18 protein-coding genes and 1 riboswitch are annotated in these 18,127 nt (G+C 50.2%); of the genes, 11 read left to right on the top strand and 7 right to left on the bottom strand.

Annotated elements, in window-relative coordinates; all coding sequences use genetic code 11:
* Positions 1-175 precede the first annotated feature (175 nt).
* From ACN4EK_RS09640 to ACN4EK_RS09620, 5 genes are all read left to right on the top strand, one after another.
* Positions 176-1,885, top strand: a complete 1,710-nt coding sequence (locus ACN4EK_RS09640) for a transglutaminase domain-containing protein (RefSeq protein WP_431657630.1) — start codon at positions 176-178, stop codon at positions 1,883-1,885.
* A 65-nt stretch (positions 1,886-1,950) separates the two neighbouring features.
* Positions 1,951-2,253, top strand: a complete 303-nt coding sequence (locus tag ACN4EK_RS09635; protein WP_431657629.1) for a hypothetical protein — start codon at positions 1,951-1,953, stop codon at positions 2,251-2,253.
* A 44-nt stretch (positions 2,254-2,297) separates the two neighbouring features.
* Positions 2,298-3,260, top strand: a complete 963-nt coding sequence (locus tag ACN4EK_RS09630) for a DUF362 domain-containing protein (RefSeq protein ID WP_431657628.1) — start codon at positions 2,298-2,300, stop codon at positions 3,258-3,260.
* 191 nt (positions 3,261-3,451) lie between these two features.
* Positions 3,452-3,676, top strand: coding sequence for a hypothetical protein (locus tag ACN4EK_RS09625; RefSeq protein WP_431657627.1), 225 nt, complete (start codon positions 3,452-3,454; stop codon positions 3,674-3,676).
* Positions 3,667-3,795 carry a hypothetical protein gene (locus tag ACN4EK_RS09620; protein WP_431657626.1) on the top strand — a complete coding sequence of 43 codons (129 nt, stop codon included), beginning with the start codon at positions 3,667-3,669 and terminating at the stop codon, positions 3,793-3,795. The genes ACN4EK_RS09625 and ACN4EK_RS09620 overlap by 10 nt, the downstream gene beginning before the upstream one ends.
* 10 nt (positions 3,796-3,805) lie before the next feature.
* Here the strand turns inward: ACN4EK_RS09620 and hisA are convergent, their stop codons facing one another.
* Positions 3,806-4,579, bottom strand: a complete 774-nt coding sequence (hisA, locus tag ACN4EK_RS09615) for a 1-(5-phosphoribosyl)-5-[(5-phosphoribosylamino)methylideneamino]imidazole-4-carboxamide isomerase (RefSeq protein ID WP_431657625.1) — start codon at positions 4,577-4,579, stop codon at positions 3,806-3,808.
* Between the two features lie 257 nt (positions 4,580-4,836).
* Here hisA and ACN4EK_RS09610 point away from each other — a divergent pair, with 257 nt between their 5' ends.
* Positions 4,837-7,026: a hypothetical protein gene (locus ACN4EK_RS09610; protein ID WP_431657624.1), complete on the top strand. Its 2,190-nt coding sequence runs from the start codon at positions 4,837-4,839 to the stop codon at positions 7,024-7,026.
* Between the two features lie 80 nt (positions 7,027-7,106).
* Here the strand turns inward: ACN4EK_RS09610 and ACN4EK_RS09605 are convergent, their stop codons facing one another.
* The gene (locus ACN4EK_RS09605; RefSeq protein WP_431657623.1) at positions 7,107-8,150 is read right to left on the bottom strand and encodes a DUF1611 domain-containing protein; all 1,044 of its coding nucleotides are present in this window, start codon (positions 8,148-8,150) and stop codon (positions 7,107-7,109) included.
* A gap of 364 nt (positions 8,151-8,514) precedes the next feature.
* Between ACN4EK_RS09605 and ACN4EK_RS09600 the strand changes: the two genes are divergently transcribed.
* Complete coding sequence (locus ACN4EK_RS09600) at positions 8,515-9,177, top strand: PEP-CTERM sorting domain-containing protein (protein WP_431657622.1); 663 nt, start codon at positions 8,515-8,517, stop codon at positions 9,175-9,177.
* Between the two features lie 143 nt (positions 9,178-9,320).
* Here the strand turns inward: ACN4EK_RS09600 and thiC are convergent, their stop codons facing one another.
* Positions 9,321-10,700: a phosphomethylpyrimidine synthase gene (gene thiC / locus ACN4EK_RS09595; protein ID WP_431657621.1), complete on the bottom strand. Its 1,380-nt coding sequence runs from the start codon at positions 10,698-10,700 to the stop codon at positions 9,321-9,323.
* Positions 10,701-10,707: 7 nt separating this feature from the next.
* Positions 10,708-10,804: riboswitch (TPP riboswitch) on the bottom strand.
* 73 nt (positions 10,805-10,877) lie between these two features.
* Positions 10,878-12,113 (bottom strand): tyrosine--tRNA ligase, encoded by a 1,236-nt coding sequence (gene tyrS, locus ACN4EK_RS09590; RefSeq protein WP_431657620.1) that lies wholly within the window; start codon positions 12,111-12,113, stop codon positions 10,878-10,880.
* A 288-nt stretch (positions 12,114-12,401) separates the two neighbouring features.
* Here tyrS and ACN4EK_RS09585 point away from each other — a divergent pair, with 288 nt between their 5' ends.
* Entirely contained in the window at positions 12,402-14,315 is a 1,914-nt protein-coding gene (locus ACN4EK_RS09585; protein ID WP_431657619.1) for a transglycosylase domain-containing protein, read from the top strand.
* A 68-nt stretch (positions 14,316-14,383) separates the two neighbouring features.
* Here ACN4EK_RS09585 and ACN4EK_RS09580 read toward each other — a convergent pair whose 3' ends face one another.
* On the bottom strand, positions 14,384-14,707 hold the full coding sequence (locus ACN4EK_RS09580; protein WP_431657618.1) for a DUF1825 family protein: 324 nt from the start codon (positions 14,705-14,707) through the stop codon (positions 14,384-14,386).
* Between the two features lie 153 nt (positions 14,708-14,860).
* Complete coding sequence (locus tag ACN4EK_RS09575; RefSeq protein WP_431657617.1) at positions 14,861-15,913, bottom strand: J domain-containing protein; 1,053 nt, start codon at positions 15,911-15,913, stop codon at positions 14,861-14,863.
* 349 nt (positions 15,914-16,262) lie between these two features.
* On the opposite strand from ACN4EK_RS09575, the gene ACN4EK_RS09570 reads away from it, so the two are divergent.
* The 3 genes from ACN4EK_RS09570 to ACN4EK_RS09560 are packed head-to-tail and all read left to right on the top strand — an operon-like array spanning position 16,263 to position 17,524.
* Positions 16,263-16,439 (top strand): hypothetical protein, encoded by a 177-nt coding sequence (locus ACN4EK_RS09570; protein ID WP_431657616.1) that lies wholly within the window; start codon positions 16,263-16,265, stop codon positions 16,437-16,439.
* Between the two features lie 57 nt (positions 16,440-16,496).
* On the top strand, positions 16,497-16,916 hold the full coding sequence (locus tag ACN4EK_RS09565) for an SHOCT domain-containing protein (protein ID WP_431657615.1): 420 nt from the start codon (positions 16,497-16,499) through the stop codon (positions 16,914-16,916).
* A gap of 59 nt (positions 16,917-16,975) precedes the next feature.
* Positions 16,976-17,524 carry a helix-hairpin-helix domain-containing protein gene (locus tag ACN4EK_RS09560; protein WP_431657614.1) on the top strand — a complete coding sequence of 183 codons (549 nt, stop codon included), beginning with the start codon at positions 16,976-16,978 and terminating at the stop codon, positions 17,522-17,524.
* Here the strand turns inward: ACN4EK_RS09560 and lepB are convergent.
* The gene (gene lepB / locus ACN4EK_RS09555; protein WP_431657613.1) at positions 17,502-18,122 is read right to left on the bottom strand and encodes a signal peptidase I; all 621 of its coding nucleotides are present in this window, start codon (positions 18,120-18,122) and stop codon (positions 17,502-17,504) included. The genes ACN4EK_RS09560 and lepB overlap by 23 nt on opposite strands.
* Positions 18,123-18,127 lie beyond the last annotated feature (5 nt).

The following is an 18,127-nucleotide window of genomic DNA, read 5'->3' as shown; positions in this document are numbered from 1 at the left end:
TCCACCATAACTATAAAACGGGTTCGGTTAGGGTCGAGCGATCGGGTTCAGGGGCATTTGAGGCAATCCCAGGGAGCCAAGTTGAGATTTCTAACAATTCACCACCCCTTGCGATACAGTCTGAGGGCGGTGGTTTTGTTTATGATTTGGGAAGTCTTCAGGACAATCCGTGATCATGCAAGCGAATCCAGCCTCTCCATTGATGCAGGAACTTCCTGCCCCACTGCCGTTATTACCCGGACAAGACCCCTGGCAGCGTACCATTCGTCCGATCGGCACCTATGTGCTGAATGGCATTGCCGTTTGGGGCGATCGCCTGGTTTTACTGGACTCGATCCGGGGGTTCTTACTCGGCGTTGATCCCACCACAGATAGTGCCACGGTCTTAAACCCTCTCAATGTGGAGCAGTTTGTTGATGCCGTGGGGTTAGCGATTTGGCAGGATACGCTCTGGTACACGCGAGATAACAGTGTTTATTACTGTCGGTTAGATGACCTGACTCCCCAGCATTTTGTTAGTTTGGATTACTCGGTCACGGGAGTCGGCGTTTGGGAATCGACGGTCTATGTCGCCTCGCAACGGTTAGGCTACATTACGGTGTTTGAACGGGAGTCGGCTCGCGAAATTACCCGCTTTCCCATGCCGGGAGTCGGAGAAGCAAATCTGACATTGCGTGGAGAGGAATTGTGGGTCTGCGATCGCATTGAGCAAACGGTATATTGCCTCGATCGGGCGACCGGCGAACAGCAGTTTTGTGTCTTGACTCCGTTTGACTCGCCCACGGGATTAACCTTCTACCCCCATCCCCAAACTCACCAGGACATTCTCTATGTCTGCTATGCCAGCGAAGAACCCTATATTCGGGATAATCCCAATGCTGAAGATCCGCTAGAACTGAGTATTCGCGATCGTACCTTCGTCCATCCCCTCTACATTCACTACAATCCGCAGCAGCGCTATGCCCTGTCCAACGGTTATCTAATTGAAATGTGCTACGTGGAGGAACTCTTACCAACCGAAGAAGGACAGGTACATCTCAATAACTTGGAATGGCGGATTGCCTTACCGGCGACCACCGATCGCCAGAAAGTGCATAAAATCGAACCGATTGGGCGACCCTTTGTAGAAGAAATCCAGCAGGGGCAACGGGTCGCGGTGTTTAAGTTTGACTCAATTAAGCCCCAAGAACGGCACTTATTTGGCTGGAAAGCCACGCTGGAAGTTCATAGCATTAAATATCGGCTGACCCTGGATGATGTCGATCGCATTCCATCCCTTTCCCCGGAATACCAGGCGAAGTATTTAGTGGATGATGATGAACTGGCAATGGATTCACCCACCATTCAGGCAGCCGCCCGAGAAGCCGTCGGAACAGAAACCAACATTCTGCGGAAAATGTTGAAGATTCGCAACTATGTCTACGATCGCCTGTCCTATGGGTTGACCGCCCGGATTGACACTCCCGATATTGTGCTGGAACGGGGCGTGGGATCGTGCGGGGAATACGTTGGTTTGTTACTCGCGTTGGCTCGGTTAAATGGGATTGCCTGTCGCACCGTCGGTCGTTATAAGTGTCCGCCCCAGGCAGAGTTACATCATGTCCCCTTACAACCGGACTATAACCATGTCTGGATTGAGTTCTATATTCCGGGAGTTGGTTGGCTACCGATGGAATCGAATCCCGACGATATTGCGGAACGGGGCCCCTATCCCACTCGCTTTTTCATGGGTTTGCCCTGGCATCATGCGGAGATTGCTAAAGGCATTCCGTTCGAGACGATATCGATTCCCAATGCAGAACTGGAAGTGGCGATCGGGGATTTAGCGATCAATCACATCCGGTTTACGATTTTGGGCGAACTACCACCACCCACTCACCGATAAAACGCTGTGCCGGGTCGGGATGCAACGAGTAGAGTATAGATGCCTGCACAATCTAGGAGGGTTCTATGCAAAGTCAGAGCAGTTATACCCAACTGACCGTGTATTACTTGAATGGTCAATCCGAGTCATTCATGGTTTATGATCCGGTAGATGCGGAACGGGTTCGCCAAGAGTTCCAGCAAGTCGTGCGTCGCTTGCTCGATCGCCCATGGTGGATATTCCACCTATCTGATCAAAGCGTATGTATTCATACGGCAAATGTGGCAAAGGTGGAAGTGAAGCCACCCTTACCGCAGTTACATGGGGAAGATGTGTTTGAAAATGCAGAACGCGTGACCGCCCTCAACCGGACTTACCACCGGGAGTAGGGAAAGCCACTATCCTCTGAGCTAGAGTTAGGAGTTACTTGACGATGTCACCCTCGGTTAGCTTAATTCGTGCCCAGTCCTACGATCGCCCAGAGTTACGCCAAGCCATTGAAGCCGTTCTAGCACCCTTGGGAGGTATCTCCGCCTTTGTCAAACCGGGCGATCGGGTTTTACTCAAACCGAATCTCCTCACTGGGGCACGTCCGACAAAGGAATGTGTCACCCGACCGGAATTAGTTTATTGTGTAGCGCAATTGGTACAAGCGGCAGGTGGTAAGCCTTTCTTAGGGGATGGGCCGGCCTTTGGCAGTGCAAAAGGAGTCGCGTTAGCCAATGGATATCAACCCTTAATCGATGATTTGAAGTTGCCAATTATTGATTTTCATGGCAAACGGTATCAAACCGTGAGTGATGAGTTTAATCACTTATTGCTGTCTAAAGAAGCCATGGAAGCTGATGTGGTGATTAACCTACCGAAGGTAAAATCCCATGTGCAACTGACAGTGACATTAGGGGTAAAGAATCTATTCGGTTGTGTCCCCGGCAAAATGAAAGCCTGGTGGCACATGGAAGCCGGCAAAGATCGCGATCGCTTTGGCAAGATGCTGATTGAAACGGCTCGGGCTGTTGATCCCGACTTAACGATTTTGGATGGGATTATTGGGCATGAAGGCAATGGGCCCAGTGGCGGTGAACCGCGACCACTCGGCATTCTCGGAGCCGCTACGAATGTGTTTGCCCTCGATCGCGCCATGGTCGATATTTTGCAAATTGATCCCACCCAAGTCCCGACGATCGTCGCGTCCCAGAAATTAGGATTATGCCCCGAACTCGCGGATCTTAATTTTCCATTGTTACAACCCGATGATCTGCGAATCAGTGACTGGCGGCTCCCGGATCGGTTAGTGCCGATCGATTTTGGCATGCCAAGAGTCTTGAAATCTACCTTTCGACACTTGTATATTCGATTTATTCAGGAACCGATCACGGCGTATGGTAGCCGTTGATTAGAGTGTGTTCGGCACTTTAGTCAAGTTATTGATCACTTGATTAAGGTTTTTGTAACTCTTGTGTCGTCTTGTATGATTTGCGTTCGATCGAACCGAGATTCGATATGGTGAAGCTAGAAAGAAGTGGCTGCAATCAACCCTTCTCAGAGGTGGCTGATTCTCCCTAATATCAATTCGGGAACTATTCCATGTCTCCTTTAATGCTCCGTCAACTCTGGGCTTTGGTCGAAACCACCCAGGCTCAAACTATCCTCAACCTGGACGACGATAGTCTGGTGCAATGGCTCCTCAGACAACTCCGTCATCAACGTGCGATCGAACTCGACGAAATGAGTACCTTGATCGCCTACATTCACTCCAGGTTGCCGTTGATCCGAGATTTGGCTTCTAGCCGGACTCCTGTTTGTTCGTAACTGATTTTTGTCTTGTCGCCTTACAAGATTTTCCGCGATCGGGGTATGACAGTTGGGTGGTCAATTTGGGACTCGCGCCAGAGACGTTGACCCGGCTTGTTTGCCCCGATCGTCGTTGAACCAGGTTATTTACGCAAACGCTGACGTACCCAAATCTGGGGGCACATCCTGCCAGCGTCCTGGGCCGACTGCCCGAAGCGCCTCCTGCAAAACGACATCGCCGGTATACAGCGCCCGTCCGACGATCGCCCCCGTCACTCCCAACGCTTCCAACGACAGCAACCGCATTAAGTCACTCACCGAACTGACACCACCCGAGGCAATAATGGGTACTTCTACGGCAGTTGCCAGATCCCGTAATGCCTCCAGATTCGGACCTTGCAGCGTCCCGTCCCGGTGGATATCGGTGTAAATAATTGCCGCCGCCCCAAACTGTGCCATTTGCTGGGCTAAATCGGTGGCTAACACTTCAGAAGTTTCTAACCAACCGCGAGTTGCCACTTTGCCATTGCGGGCATCAATCCCGACAACAATTTGCCCTGGAAATTCGGCACAGAGCGATCGCACCAGTTGTGGTTGTTCTACGGCGATCGTGCCTAAAATCACCCGCCGCACTCCCCGATCGAGCAGATTGACGACTCCCTGACGATCTCGCAAGCCACCCCCCACCTGAATCGGCACATCAATCGCTTGCACAATCGCTTCGATCGCCGCGAGATTCACCGATTCTCCAGCTTTTGCCCCATCCAGATCGACAACATGCACCCAGCTTGCGCCTTGCTCTGCCCATTGTCGCGCCACTGCGACTGGATTTTCGTCAAATGTTTCTGCCTGTTGATAGTCTCCCTGATACAACCGGACACATTTGCCGCCCAACACATCGATCGCAGGAATCACATCCATGATTAACCGTCCTTGCCCAAATCACTCTTTTGCACAGTACCCGATGACCTGTCTTAAATCAATCACAGTGCCTCTTGAGATACCCCCAAGTCGCGATCGTTGATATAGGCAGTCTGGATCACAAAAGGATCAACTTTAGACAGCAACTTGCATACATTTGCTAATTTTTGTTTGAAAAAACCACATTTAGCAATTCTAGCGATTATGGTCTAAAACAATTGAGTTCGTTCAGTCCTTTTGACATCAGGGAAACACGTATGAACATCCTGGTAGAAAACTTATTTAGAGACAAGAGAGAGCTAGTCATTCCCGGCTTTTTTATCCGCAGTACCGCCCCTGATAATGTTGAAGATGAAAATCTTCCTGCTGTCGATACTGATCAACCAACGATTCAAGATGTGATTGAGAGGTTATATCAAAATAGTATCGCTAGCTCCCCTGACTCTGGCTTAGTCATTGCTATTCATGGCTACAACACTGGAGCCGATGGGAGTCGAGATGGTGTTTTAGAAGACTGGTATCAACCCCTCTGTACCTATATCAATCAAGACAACTTTTTACATCAGAAGCAAAACAATTTAGTGTTTCTCGGCTATCGTTGGCCGTCCGAAAGTTTAAAGCGAAAAAATATTCGTAAAGAAGCCTTCTCTGCCCTACCGTTTCTGCTTCGCGTGTTAATGGTTAGCGGGCTATTACTAACCCTTGTGGGCATAGCACTGAAATTTCTACCCTGGACAGCGCCCATCCCTGCCTTAGCCATCATTGCCATCATCTTAATCATTTCCGGCACTCTGGGATTCACGATCGTTGCCAGTCTGTTTCTGTTAAGAATTTCGGTTTACTTTCGAGATTCCTATCGAGCCACCTATTTTGGTGTACCGGATTTAGTCGAGTTAATTCGCCAACTGGATCAGGGGTTAGTGAGTCGTAAGATCAGTGAAACCTTAACTGAAGCCTCCATTTACGACAAGATTACCGATCGCATTCCGACAACTCAGGCGTTTGATAAAACAGAGTTTCTATCGACTTTACAAATTATTCGCCGTGAACTGAGTAAGCGTTCTGATTTACGAATTGATCAAGCAGATCCTAAATTTCAATACTTTTTACAGATCTTGAAAAAACAGATTCCCTTAGCGATCGATAATGCGACCTTAATCGATATCATCACAAGAATCATTACGATCGAAGGGTTAGCTTATAGCGCGGCTCAGGAATATTGGCAAAGCCATCAAATTAAACTGTCATTTATTGGTCACAGTATGGGGGGGCATGTTACGTCTCAGGTCATTCGAGTTTTAGCTGATGTCTTTGACTCCCGTTCGGTGGGCACGATCGGCGCTGATAAAGTAGAAAAATTTCCCTCTTCTCGGGTTGGGCGAGTGTTCACCTTAGGACGCTTAATTCTTGTTTCCCCTGATATTCCATTAATGACCGTGACTTCTGGACGAGCAAACTTTTTGCGATCGGCATTACGCCGATTTGAGGAAGCGTATTTATTCAGCAATGAAGGAGATTTAGCCCTCCGGATTGCTTCTACGGCAGCTAACTATTTTTCCTTTCCTGCCCGTAGCCGCACTCAAGGGTATCGTTTAGGTAATTTAACCGTTCATACCAAGTATTTAGAAACTAAAAAATCTCAGAAACGGCAAGAAACCTATGGCATCGTCAATTGGGATGAACTGCCCAATCCCTACCATCATCTATTACCCTATCTGGAAGTTAGCGTTTTAAGTAAAGATAAAAATCAAAGTCTCGATCCCGCTAGCCAGAAGCAGCAAGGAGAAGAGAGCGTTGCCAGCGAAGAACATGATAAAGAGTCGATCGCAGATCTATTCACCTATTTAGATTGTACGGAATACTGCGATCAGACTGATTACTATAGTCCCAATGCCGCTGCAACAGATAACAATGTCATGATTTTGAACAACCAGAAAACTCCCCTCAGATTGTATGAGTATTTTCGGTTATTCATTGCCTATGCCACCTTTGCTCCTAACAAATTTCCGAAAGCAGGTAGGGATGTGCATGGCGGTTATTTCTGGGGTAAATTTAGCAAACTGATGATGTATCGTCTAGCGTTTGTAGGGTTTCAAGGATTACTCGATTCCTTAGTATTTATGCAACCCGACGATCCAAAATTACAAATTACTCAGCCCTTACCCGAGGACTTAAAAGCTGATTTAGCCAGGATTCAGCAGTTAGAGCAGCAACAACCTGCCCCGATCGCACTAGACCCGATTGATCCAATTCTCTTAAAACAATCGCAACGCGAACAATTACAAAAACGTCGGCAAGTGGCATTACGTTATTTCTCTTGGATTTGCCAACAAAAACGAATTCAAGTCGCGATGTCACCTGAACGCTATCAGGTTGATATTTTGGTACAGGAATCAGATGTGGTGAGAGAAATGATGCTCTCGCGGGAAGAGGTTGCTTCGTTATAGCGATTCAGCAAACCTTAATCCTCTCCAGTGCCCTCAGCCTCAGCTATCTATAACAACCAAACCTTGCGATCGCGCGCTCCCTACCGAACAATGGCATCTAATAGTGCAGATGCGCCAAACCGAATTGGATCTGTACAGGGCAATTCCGTTTCAATTTGTACCTGTGCGATCGCGCGTTGAGCTTCTACATCCGTTAGATGCCAGGTATTTAAGGCGATCGCGGCAACTTTAGTTGGAACAAAGGCTCCTCCGGCTCGGGCAACAGTTTCGTATAAGTGGATAACCTCCCGTAAGGGCGGAATCATCACCTCCGGCAATTTATGAATGTGGGATTGCCCTGCCCGATGCACCAGGATTAAATGGGTGGGTTGACTACCCCGGATTAACGGTAGCGTCGCGGTTGACGCAGGATTACCGAACGATCCCTGACCTTCAATGTGCAAAATATCGTGATCCTTACCAAACTGCATCACCATCTGTTCCACTGCACCGGAGGCAAAATCCACTCGAATGGCATCCAGGGGAATGCCATCTCCGGCAATCATCAGTCCGGCCTGCCCAGTTGCCAGGAATTTCGATCGTAAGCCCCGTTCCTGCGAAGCCCGATGTAACGCCAGACTGGTAGACATTTTGCCCACGCCCATATCGGTTCCTACCGTCAGCACCCGCAAGCAGGAAAGCGATCGCGCCGTCGCACTGCCAACGGTCAGCCCCGGAGGTTCCCGCCGAATGTCCCAAATCCACTGATCCGGTGGCTTGAGGAATTGCTGCAATTCTGGGTCAGTGGCTAACGGGGTATGTAAGCCATTGGCGATCGATAAGCCACCCGCTACCGCCTGTTTGATCTCCTGTCGCCATTCGTCTGGCAACGCTCCCCCAGATGGCGCAATCCCGATCGCCAGCACATCCGGTTGATAGGGAAGTGCCTCCGCCACTGTCGCCACAATCGGGACTGATTTGGGAATCCCCGTTAGTTCCACTAGGGAGGCTCCAGCACATTGGCGATCGATCACAGCCGCGATCGGGGCATCACTAAAGCGCAATAATGCCAGCCCCGTTTTGCCCTGACTACCCCGAATGCCGTCATGCAGCAAAATCGCTAAACGATGGTGAGATTTCAGCATAACCCGTTGATAGAAAGTTAAGATTTGATGAGAGTATAAAGAATAATTATGAAGTTTTTATGAAGTAAGAGGTCGTAATCCGGTGATGGTAAGAGCGCTATCCCTACCAGTTCTCTAGCCGGAACTCCTCCGTATTTTCTGGTAGATTTGCCCATCTCGATCGCCTTGTTTTCATGAAGAGATCACTAACCACATTGGAGGTAACAAAATCCGGTGTTAGGCTGCGAAAGGAGAAATCTATCCAGTTTGCCCTAACTTTTAGGTTACAAGGGGTTGTTGCGCCTTGAACCAGATGGCCCTCCTTGCCTGATTGAATCGATCCGTAATTTTGCCCACCTCACTCATCTAGCCCCAGGAGAAATGAATGATGTCCATTGGGTTCTTACAGAAAATTACTGCTACTACCGTTAGTGCAGCCGCTGGTGTCGCGATCGTTAGTGCGATCGGTGGACATCACCAGGCACAGGCGGCTAGTTTCACGTATACATCCACCTTCTCGTTGTCCCAGGTGACACAGTTTGGCAACTTCGCGATCGGCAATGGCAACTTTAGCTTTGTGAAAGAAGACCTGCCCACACCCGCTCCCAATGGTGGCACCGTTGGGTATGAACTGCTGTCCTTCGCCGCTACGATTTTGGGCACTCCCTACAATCTGCCGGATCTGGTAGCCAGCCCCACGCTACAAGCCCAAGCGTTATCCATTAACAGCTTGTTTCCTGCTAAGTATCAAGGAATTCTGCCTAGAGTGTTAGCTCAGAATCCGAATGATTTTGACTACATTGGTGACGGCGACTTCCCACCCGCTGATTTTAATGAGCTTTTGACCTATGGCGGTACCAGCTATCAGGTGACGTTTGCCAGTACCTTTGTTGAAAATCCGTCCCCTTTAGTGGCTCTATTCCAGCCTGGTGCAGCGGCGGCACCGATTCCGTCTGAAGCAACCCCAGAACCAACGACCATGTTAGGTTTAGGCTTAGCGGGGGCTGGGTTAGCAGCGGCTCGTCGTCGCCGTAAGCAACAGGCTTAATTGGTTTGAACCCCGGTATCCGTAGGGATATTACTTGACCATTAGTTTGAACGCATAACAACAAAGGGGCAGTCTCTTTTGCCCCTTTATTTTTTCGGGCAATCCCAACCCAGGAACTGCCCACTTAAAACTGTTCGGCCAAACTACGCCGGACTAACGGTTTGCTTTTCCTGTGCCAGGAATTTCTCCAGTTCCGTTAAGGCATCGGCATCTACTTTGGTCTGCATCGGGCAGAACTTCGGCCCACACATAGAACAGAACTCGGCGGTCTTATAGATATCCGCAGGCAGAGTTTCGTCGTGGTACTCCCGCGCCCGATCGGGATCGAGTGCCAGTTCAAATTGCCGATTCCAATCGAAGTTATACCGAGCGCGGGACAACTCATCATCACGATCGCGGGCTCCCGGACGATGACGGGCAATATCGGCGGCATGAGCCGCAATCTTGTAGGCAATCAAGCCATTCCGCACATCTTCGGCATTCGGTAAACCCAGGTGTTCCTTCGGCGTGACGTAGCAAAGCATCGCTGTGCCATACCAGCCTGCCATTGCCGCCCCGATCGCGGAGGTAATGTGGTCATACCCGGGGGCAATGTCGGTAACCAAGGGTCCCAGCACATAGAAGGGCGCTTCTGAACACTCTTCCATTTGCTTGCGGACATTAAACTCAATCTGATCCATCGGCACATGCCCCGGCCCTTCCACCATCACCTGAATATCATCTTCCCAGGCGCGGCGAGTCAGTTGTCCCAGGGTTTTGAGTTCGGCTAACTGGGCAGCATCTGAGGCATCATGGGTACAGCCGGGACGGAGTGAATCGCCCAAACTGAAGGAGACATCGTATTTCTTGAAGATTTCAATGATGTCCCGGAAGTGAGTATAGAGTGGATTTTGTTTGTGGTGTGCCAGCATCCAGCGAGCTAGAATCCCACCCCCACGTGAGACAATCCCGGTTAACCGACTTCTCACCAACGGTAAATGCTCAATCAAAATCCCAGCATGGATCGTCATGTAATCCACCCCTTGTTGGGCATGTTTCTCGATTACATGCAGAAAGTCGTCCGGGGTGAGTTTTTCAATATTACCGTGGACGCTTTCTAGTGCCTGGTAAACGGGGACGGTTCCGATCGGCACAGGAGAGGCGTTGATAATTGCTGTACGGATTTCGTCCAGATTCCCGCCGCCGGTAGACAGATCCATCACGGTATCTGCGCCATATTTCACCGCCAGGTTGAGTTTATCGAGTTCCTCATTGATATCCGAGGAGTTGGGCGACGCACCGATATTGGCATTCACCTTGCACTTGGAGGCAATCCCGATCGCCATTGGTTCCAGATTGACGTGATTGATGTTTGCCGGAATAATCATCCGACCCCGCGCCACTTCCTCCCGAATTAACTCGGCTGGGAGGTTTTCGCGCTGTGCCACATAATGCATCTCTTCCGTAATCATGCCTTGACGGGCATAGTACATCTGAGACACGTTGCTGTGCCCCCGCCGCTTGGCGATCCATTCTGCTCGCATATTGAGTTCCTCAGATAAACAGCTTCCCTCCGCCGGTATGACCCGGACTCAGGTTCTAAGGGTGTATTCTCAGCCTGATTGCTCAGGCACCCCTAGCTTGATCGGTAATCATAGCACTCTCATCTCGATCGGACGGTAGAGTTGCTAAAACTTTGCAACAGGTTGGAGACTATCGGATTAATCCACAAATCGAACAAATTTATTTTTCCCCAGTTGCAAAACTTTGCCCTGAAGATCCGCCGTTGTTTCAAAAGTCAAATCGACTCGATCGACCTTGTTGCCATCTAACCGCACCGCCCCATTTTGAATCTGACGACGGGCATCGGAACTGCTTTTACATAAGCCACTAGCACTGACTAAATAAAATAGTTTGGCAGGAAACTGCACCCCAGCCAGAGAGAACTCCGGCACCGAATCGGCTTGGGTCGTGTTGCCTTTAACTAACCCCGCCGCATCCGTTTGGGCTTGCTTCGCAGCGGCTTCCCCGTGGTATTGACTGACAATATTCAGAGCCAACAACTTTTGGCGATCGCGGGGATTTTCTGGTAATTCGGTTAACGGCAGATCGGTGAGTAGCTCAAAGTATTGAGTAATCAGACTATCAGGGGTTTTCTCCAGCTTGGAGTACATAGTCAGGGGATCTTCCGTCAGGGCGACATAATTCCCTAACGACTTGGACATTTTTTGCGTTCCATCGGTTCCCAGCAGAATTGGTAACAGCAAGCCAAACTGCGGCTGTAGACCAAAATGTCGTTGCAAGTCCCGTCCCACGGCAATATTAAATTTTTGATCGGTGCCGCCGAGTTCCACATCCGCCTCAACCGCCACAGAGTCATACCCCTGCATTAAGGGATAAAGAAACTCATGGATGTAAACGGGATTCCCTTTCTCATACCGTTCGGCAAAGCCTTCTTTTGCCAGCATTTGCCCCACGGTCATCGTAGACAGCAACTCCAGAATCTGGTTCAGATCCAGTTTTGCCAACCACTCCGAGTTATACCGAATTTCTAACCGCCCCGGTGTCTCAAAGTCCAAAATTGGGCGTACCTGGTCGAGGTAAGTCTTGGCATTCGCCGCCACATCGGCTTCAGTCAACTGTTTCCGAACTTCCGATTTCCCCGTGGGATCGCCAATCCGCGCCGTAAAGTCACCAATAATTAGCACCGCCGTATGTCCGGCATCCTGAAACGATCGCAGCTTACGCACCGGAATACTGTGCCCCAGATGAATATCTGCCCCAGTCGGATCAATCCCAAGTTTGATGCGCAGTGGTCGCTGGCTCTGCAATAATCGCTGCGTTAAATTATCGTCAGCACTTTTAGAATCGGGCTGATCAGGGAAGATCTCGCTGGTGCCTCGATGCAACCAGGCAAGGTCTGAAGGGGGACTGGGCTGTTGACTCGTTCCGCTCACAGGTTAACTTTCATAACATAAAATGGACAGCCTACTATAATTGCAGGCAAATATGGTGATCCTTGTGATCACACAAGCTGACATTCCCATGAGTTTACTGTAATTTGATCTGACATCTTACGGTTTACGCTGCTATCATCCATCAGCAAGGAACCATCCCGAATGTAATGTCTTGTTAGCGCGATCGTGATTTCTCCTGGTTCCAGCCAAATCTGGAGAACAACTTAAGCAAGGCTAACTTCATCCACCCCGGCATCTGCATTACTGCTCTCTCAGGAAACCGTCATCGTGTCATCCAATACCCTTCCCCGCAAACAACCCACTCATTCAGCCCCCACCGTTCAATTTGTCAAAGCCGTCAGCCAGCTTACGGGGGGTATGGTGCTGGGAATCACTATGCTGACCAGTTCGGTCGTTGCAGGCGGACTAGTCGGTCTGGCAATTAGCTTCCGTAACTTGCCAGATGTGCGGGTGTTACGCAGCTATGCCCCCACTGAAACCACCCATATTTACGACATCAAAGGTAAGCCATTAGCCAGTCTGCATGGCGAAGCCAACCGAGAGGTGATGCCGCTCAATAAAATTTCGCCTCATTTAAAGCGGGCAGTGTTAGCGGTTGAAGATAGCTTTTTCTACCAGCATCATGGGGTGAATGTCGGGGCGGTTGTACGGGCAGTGCGGGCAAACTGGATACAGGGACGCACCGTAGAGGGTGGGTCTACAATCACCATGCAGTTAGTGAAAAACCTGTTTCTATCGCCGAAGCAGGCATTCAGCCGCAAGGTGGCAGAGTCGGTGTTAGCCATGCGACTGGAACAAATTTTTAATAAAGACCAGGTTCTGGAAATGTATCTGAATCAGGTCTACTGGGGACATAACACCTATGGAGCCGAAACGGCGGCACAAAGTTATTTTGGTAAATCATCCGCTAACCTGAATTTGGCAGAAGCCGCCATGATGGCCGGGCTAATCCAAGCACCAGAAAGCTTGAGTCCATTTGCCAGTATGGAAAAAGCCAAACAACGGCAGGCAGAAGTGCTGAACCGGATGAAGGAGCTACAGTGGATTACGCCTCAGGAAGAGGCGGCAGCCAAAAAACAACCGATCAAGTTAGGGCAAATTACTTCGTTCCAAACCAGCCAGATGCCCTATGTGACTGAGGCGGCAGTACAGGAATTGACCAAACGGTTTGGGCGAGATGCCGTCCTAAAGGGTGGTATGCGGGTGCAAACCACGATCGACACCAAACTGCAACGGATTGCCGAACAAGTTGTGGCGGAAGGGCATGAGTCCTTACTCAGCCAGGGGGTTTATGCTGATCAAATGGCATTAGTCGCCGTTGATCCCCGGACTCACTTCGTCAAGGCGATGGTGGGAGGGGTGGATTATAAGAAGAGTCAGTACAACCGAGCCATTCAAGCCCTGCGACAACCCGGATCTGCCTTCAAACCATTTGTTTACTACACCGCCTTTGCGTCTGGGAAGTATGGCCCCGAGTCTACGATTAACGACAGTCCAGTCGGCTATCCGGATGGGTACGATATGTACTATCCCCAGAACTATGATGGTTCCTTTGCGGGGCCTATGAGTATTCGATCGGCGTTAGCCATGTCGCGTAATATTCCGGCGGTGCGGCTAGGGCAGGAAATCGGCTTAAACAAAGTGATTGATGTCTGTCGCACTTTGGGGATTCGGAGCCCGATCGAACCTGTGGTTTCCCTACCACTAGGATCGGTCGATTTAACCCCCCTGGAAATGGCTGGTTCCTACGCTACCTTTGCGAATAACGGCTGGCATTCAGACACCACCTTAATCGTGCAAGTCACTGATAGTAGTGGCAATGTTCTGCTGGACAACACGCCAAAACCCCAGTTAGTGCTTGACCCCTGGGCATCTGCCTCGCTGAACAGTGTGCTGCAAAGTGTAATTGAATCGGGTACAGCCACCTCTGCCCGTCTGGGTCGTCCGGCGGCAGGCAAAACCGGAACCACGTCATCAGAACGCGACATCTGGTTTGTGGGTTATGTGCCGCAACTGTCTACTGCTGTTTGGGTGGGCAATGATAACTACAGCCCGATCGGCTATGGAGCAACGGGAGGAACCTATGTCGCTCCGATCTGGCGGCGATTTATGGAACGTGCCTTAGAAGGGGTGCCTGTCCAGAACTTCCGTCCTGCCTCAGATTTCCCGGCTCCCTCCTAATCTCACCCTCTAGTCAACCCGTGGGTCAGTTTACCGATCGCCGATCGAGCCTCAATCCGCCTTAAGGGCTAGGTTTGATGTTCGATCTCTGACTTCATCCGTTCCAGGGTCAGGTTCATCTGATCAAACATTTGCTGCGGGGTAATGCCAAATTGATCTAACTGAGTTCTAAGCTGTTGTACCGTCATTTGTGCCATGAAATCCTCCGATAGCTCGAAGCGCTTCATGAAAATGCGATACCGATCCATGACGGATTCCATTTGTTCAATAAATAGCTTTTTCCCTTCGCGATCGAATTTGCCATAGCTACCGCCTAACTGCATGAGGGATTGATAGTCCTCAAATAGCTGCTTTGCTTCTTGTTGAACAATCTCAGAATCAAAAAATCCCATTGCTTCAAACTGCGTTGTAAGGTGGGTAGGGCAATACTTAGCCTTATCTATATCCACATTCTAAGTCAGGCATCGATCGGAGTTAAGTAGGGGTTCCACTACTTATTCAACCCTGGAATCACATCAGTTCTGCCACTTCCAACCCTATACCGATCAGGCTTGCCGTTGACGGGTAAATAAATTGCGGAAGAACTTGAGAATTGAGCGGAACCAACCGAATAGACCTCGTTTCTGTGGCGTTACTCGGCTGGAATGGCTGGTAGAGACATGGCTACGGCTACTATTTGCGGCAGCATTACGAGTCTGATTGGTGGACGGAGTTGCACTAGAAGCAGGCGATCGCCCATTGGGTGACGATGCATTGGTAGCCGTTGGCGTTAACCCCAGTCGAGCGGCATACCGGTTGGCGATCGCATCCTCGGGGTTAAGCTCTAATGCCCGCCGTATATAGGCTTTGGCAGTACCCGTCATGTTTTGGTGTAAGTAGGCTACGCCTAAGAGAGCGTGGTACTCCCCATGATCAGCTTCAATCCTGATCGCATCCCGCATCTCCTGTACCACCTGAGGCCATCTCCCTTGTCTGGCATATTCCTGTGCCCGACGATAATGGCGTTGAGCATAGCTCTCAGTCACCGTCTCCGGATGGCTAGGAGCAGGCGTAAAGGCTACGGGCTGGGCTTCGGTCGCTGGCACTAATCCCGTTCGTTGTTCCCGAATCGGTGTACTGCCCATCTTCAACCGTAGGTAAACCTGATTCAGTTCCGTTAACTCAAGGGTGATGGTCTGAAATTGCTCGATCGGCTGGTACTGAGTCTCTGCCAGTTTGGCGATCGCTTGCTCATAAAACACATCAACATTACTGGCAGGATGCGTCATCAACTGCTGTGCCAGTTCACTTTGGGGTGATAACGGTTTCTCTCGCGTCAGCTTTCTCACCTGCAAGCGTAATAACGCCAGGCTCTCCTTGCGATTCTGCTCCTGCTTCAGCTTCTCATAGGTGGGATTAATCAACCGGGCCAGCAGTTGACTCGCCAGATCTTGACTGCCAGCATCATTCCCAGCAAAGCGATCGGGATGCAACACCATAGCAATCTGCCGATAGCGCTTCTGAATGCGGCGATCATCAGCGGCAACAGATACACCAAGTACAGCGTAAGGATCAGAAAATTGCTGTAACCAATCTGGAGGAAGAGGACTCTGTACCATTAACAAACGCCTTGTGCAGCTTCAAAAAAATCCACTGGAGATGCTGGCTTTCCTCTAGGGTAGCGAGCCGACTGCTAGATTACTAATTCAACCTCCCGGTAGTCGTCAATCACCCCTAACAGGTAGACCCATCCAAACCCGAGGTGTATCTAATCATCCTGCGAGTTGGTACAGGTTGCTCAACGGGATACCAGGAATGCTAGCGCTAATCTTAGCTTGCCTTACTCTTACGCAAAGGGTGAGGTAACGGATCACAACTCAAAATTTGATTTGCATACAAATTATTAAGCTCGGACTGTTTAGGTCAAGAGATCGGTCAAGAGATCGGTTAGCCATATCCCACCCATCCATGACCTATGACTCGTTCATCTTAGGAAAGGATGGCAGCTATGGCAGCTTGCGAGGGGTAAACCTGCCGAATCAATGGTTTCTATGCCGATTAAGTAGCTCCATGCGTAGTGAACCGCCCCGGACTGAAGTAGTTGCTTCTTTACTGTACTGTGCCAACTTGGAGCAAACAGGATAGATCCAAAGGGGAAAATCTGTATTTCTCGGCAATCGCTAAGGGTAGGATAGGAGGCAAATGGTGAACCGATCGGGGGTACATGTGTTCAGTCAGCCCAGAAACCGTAAAGTGGCTTCCCTATTAGCATTTGCCGGAGCCGTCGCGCCAGTTGCCGGATTCCATAAATTCTACCTGCGTCAACCCGTCTGGGGAGTCTTATACTTGCTGCTGTCCTGGACTCCCATTCCCCGAGTCGCCAGCGCGATCGAAGGCATCTGGTATTTAGCCCAGGAAACCGATCGCTTTGACCAACGGTTTAATTATGGCATTCCTTCAGAACCGGGTAAGGTTACGGCAACCTCCGAGCCAGTCGATACCGCTAAGATTGGCGCGATCGCCGATGCCGTCCGCCAACTGGATCAACTCCGGGCAGATGGGTTAATTTCCGAATACGAATTTGAGCAAAAACGCCGCCAACTCCTCGATCGCCTGGTCTAATCCTCTCCCACCTCCCTATCTCCCCATCTCCCCATCTCCCCATTCTCCCGCTCCTCATCATGGTTCTGCGCAACTGGTTATCCACTGTCACCCAACCGCGTTCAGGCATTCCTGCCGCCATTCGCCAGAAAATTCAGCATGATCCCTACTACCGCTTGCAGTCGATCGCGGAAGTTCAACTCGCCGCCAGTTTAGGGATTCAGATTGATGTGAATCAGGCGACTGTAGACGATTGGCTGAGATTACCAGGTTTATCGATTCATCAAGCCCGATCGCTGGTTGAACTTTCCCGCGCCGGAGTGCCGTTTCACTGTGTTGATGATCTTGCCGCTGCCCTCAGCCTGCCGATCTCGTACTTAAAGCCACTAGAACCAATATTACGGTTTTGTTACTACGACCCAGACAGCGTTTGCGCCGTTCAACCGATTAATCCCAATACTGCGAGCGTAGAGATGTTAGTGCGGATTCCAGGGGTGGATTTGTATCTGGCAAAGGCGATCGTGCAACACCGTAAACAGGGAGCTTACCGCAATCTCAGCCATCTCCAGCGACGGCTTGCCTTACCCGGTCAGCTAACGGCAGAACTCATGCATTATTTGCGGTTTTAGCGATCGTCACTTGCCCAATCCGATTGATCGGATAGAAGCGCAACCAGGCTCGTCCGATAATGTACTGCTGGGGTAAAAAGCCCCAAACATGGGAATCGTTGCTGTTATTGCGATTGTCGCCCATGACAAATACCATGCCATCGGGAACTCGCACCGGGGGCATCTGGTATTCCGGCGGTTCAGCAATATAGGGTTCCGTCAAGGGTTGCCCATCCACATACACGCGACCCTGACGAACGGCAACGGTTTGTCCCGGTTGACCAATCACCCGTTTAATAAACGCCTGATCCTTCTGGTAGCCCATCTCCTGCAACTGCGGCGGGGGATCAAACACAATGATGTCACCGAATTGCGGGGGATGCAGAGTGTAGGAGACTTTCTCCACGACCAGACGATCGCCCACTGCCAGGGTCGGCACCATAGAATCCGATGGAATAAATCGCGGTTCGGCAACAAATACACGAATCAATAGTGCCAGAATTAAGGCAATCACCAAAATCTGGATATTATCTAACCAAAATTTCCAGCCCGTTGGTTTGGCAGCACTGGCAGAAGTGGGTTTAGCTGTTGGTTGCTCAGTTGTGTTCTCAGATGTCATAAACT

This window comes from Pantanalinema rosaneae CENA516 (assembly GCF_050753385.1).
GTDB lineage: Bacteria > Cyanobacteriota > Cyanobacteriia > Leptolyngbyales > Leptolyngbyaceae > Pantanalinema > Pantanalinema rosaneae.
The sequence above is the reverse complement of the archived record's forward strand: the minus strand, read 5'-3'. Positions and strand labels throughout refer to the sequence as shown.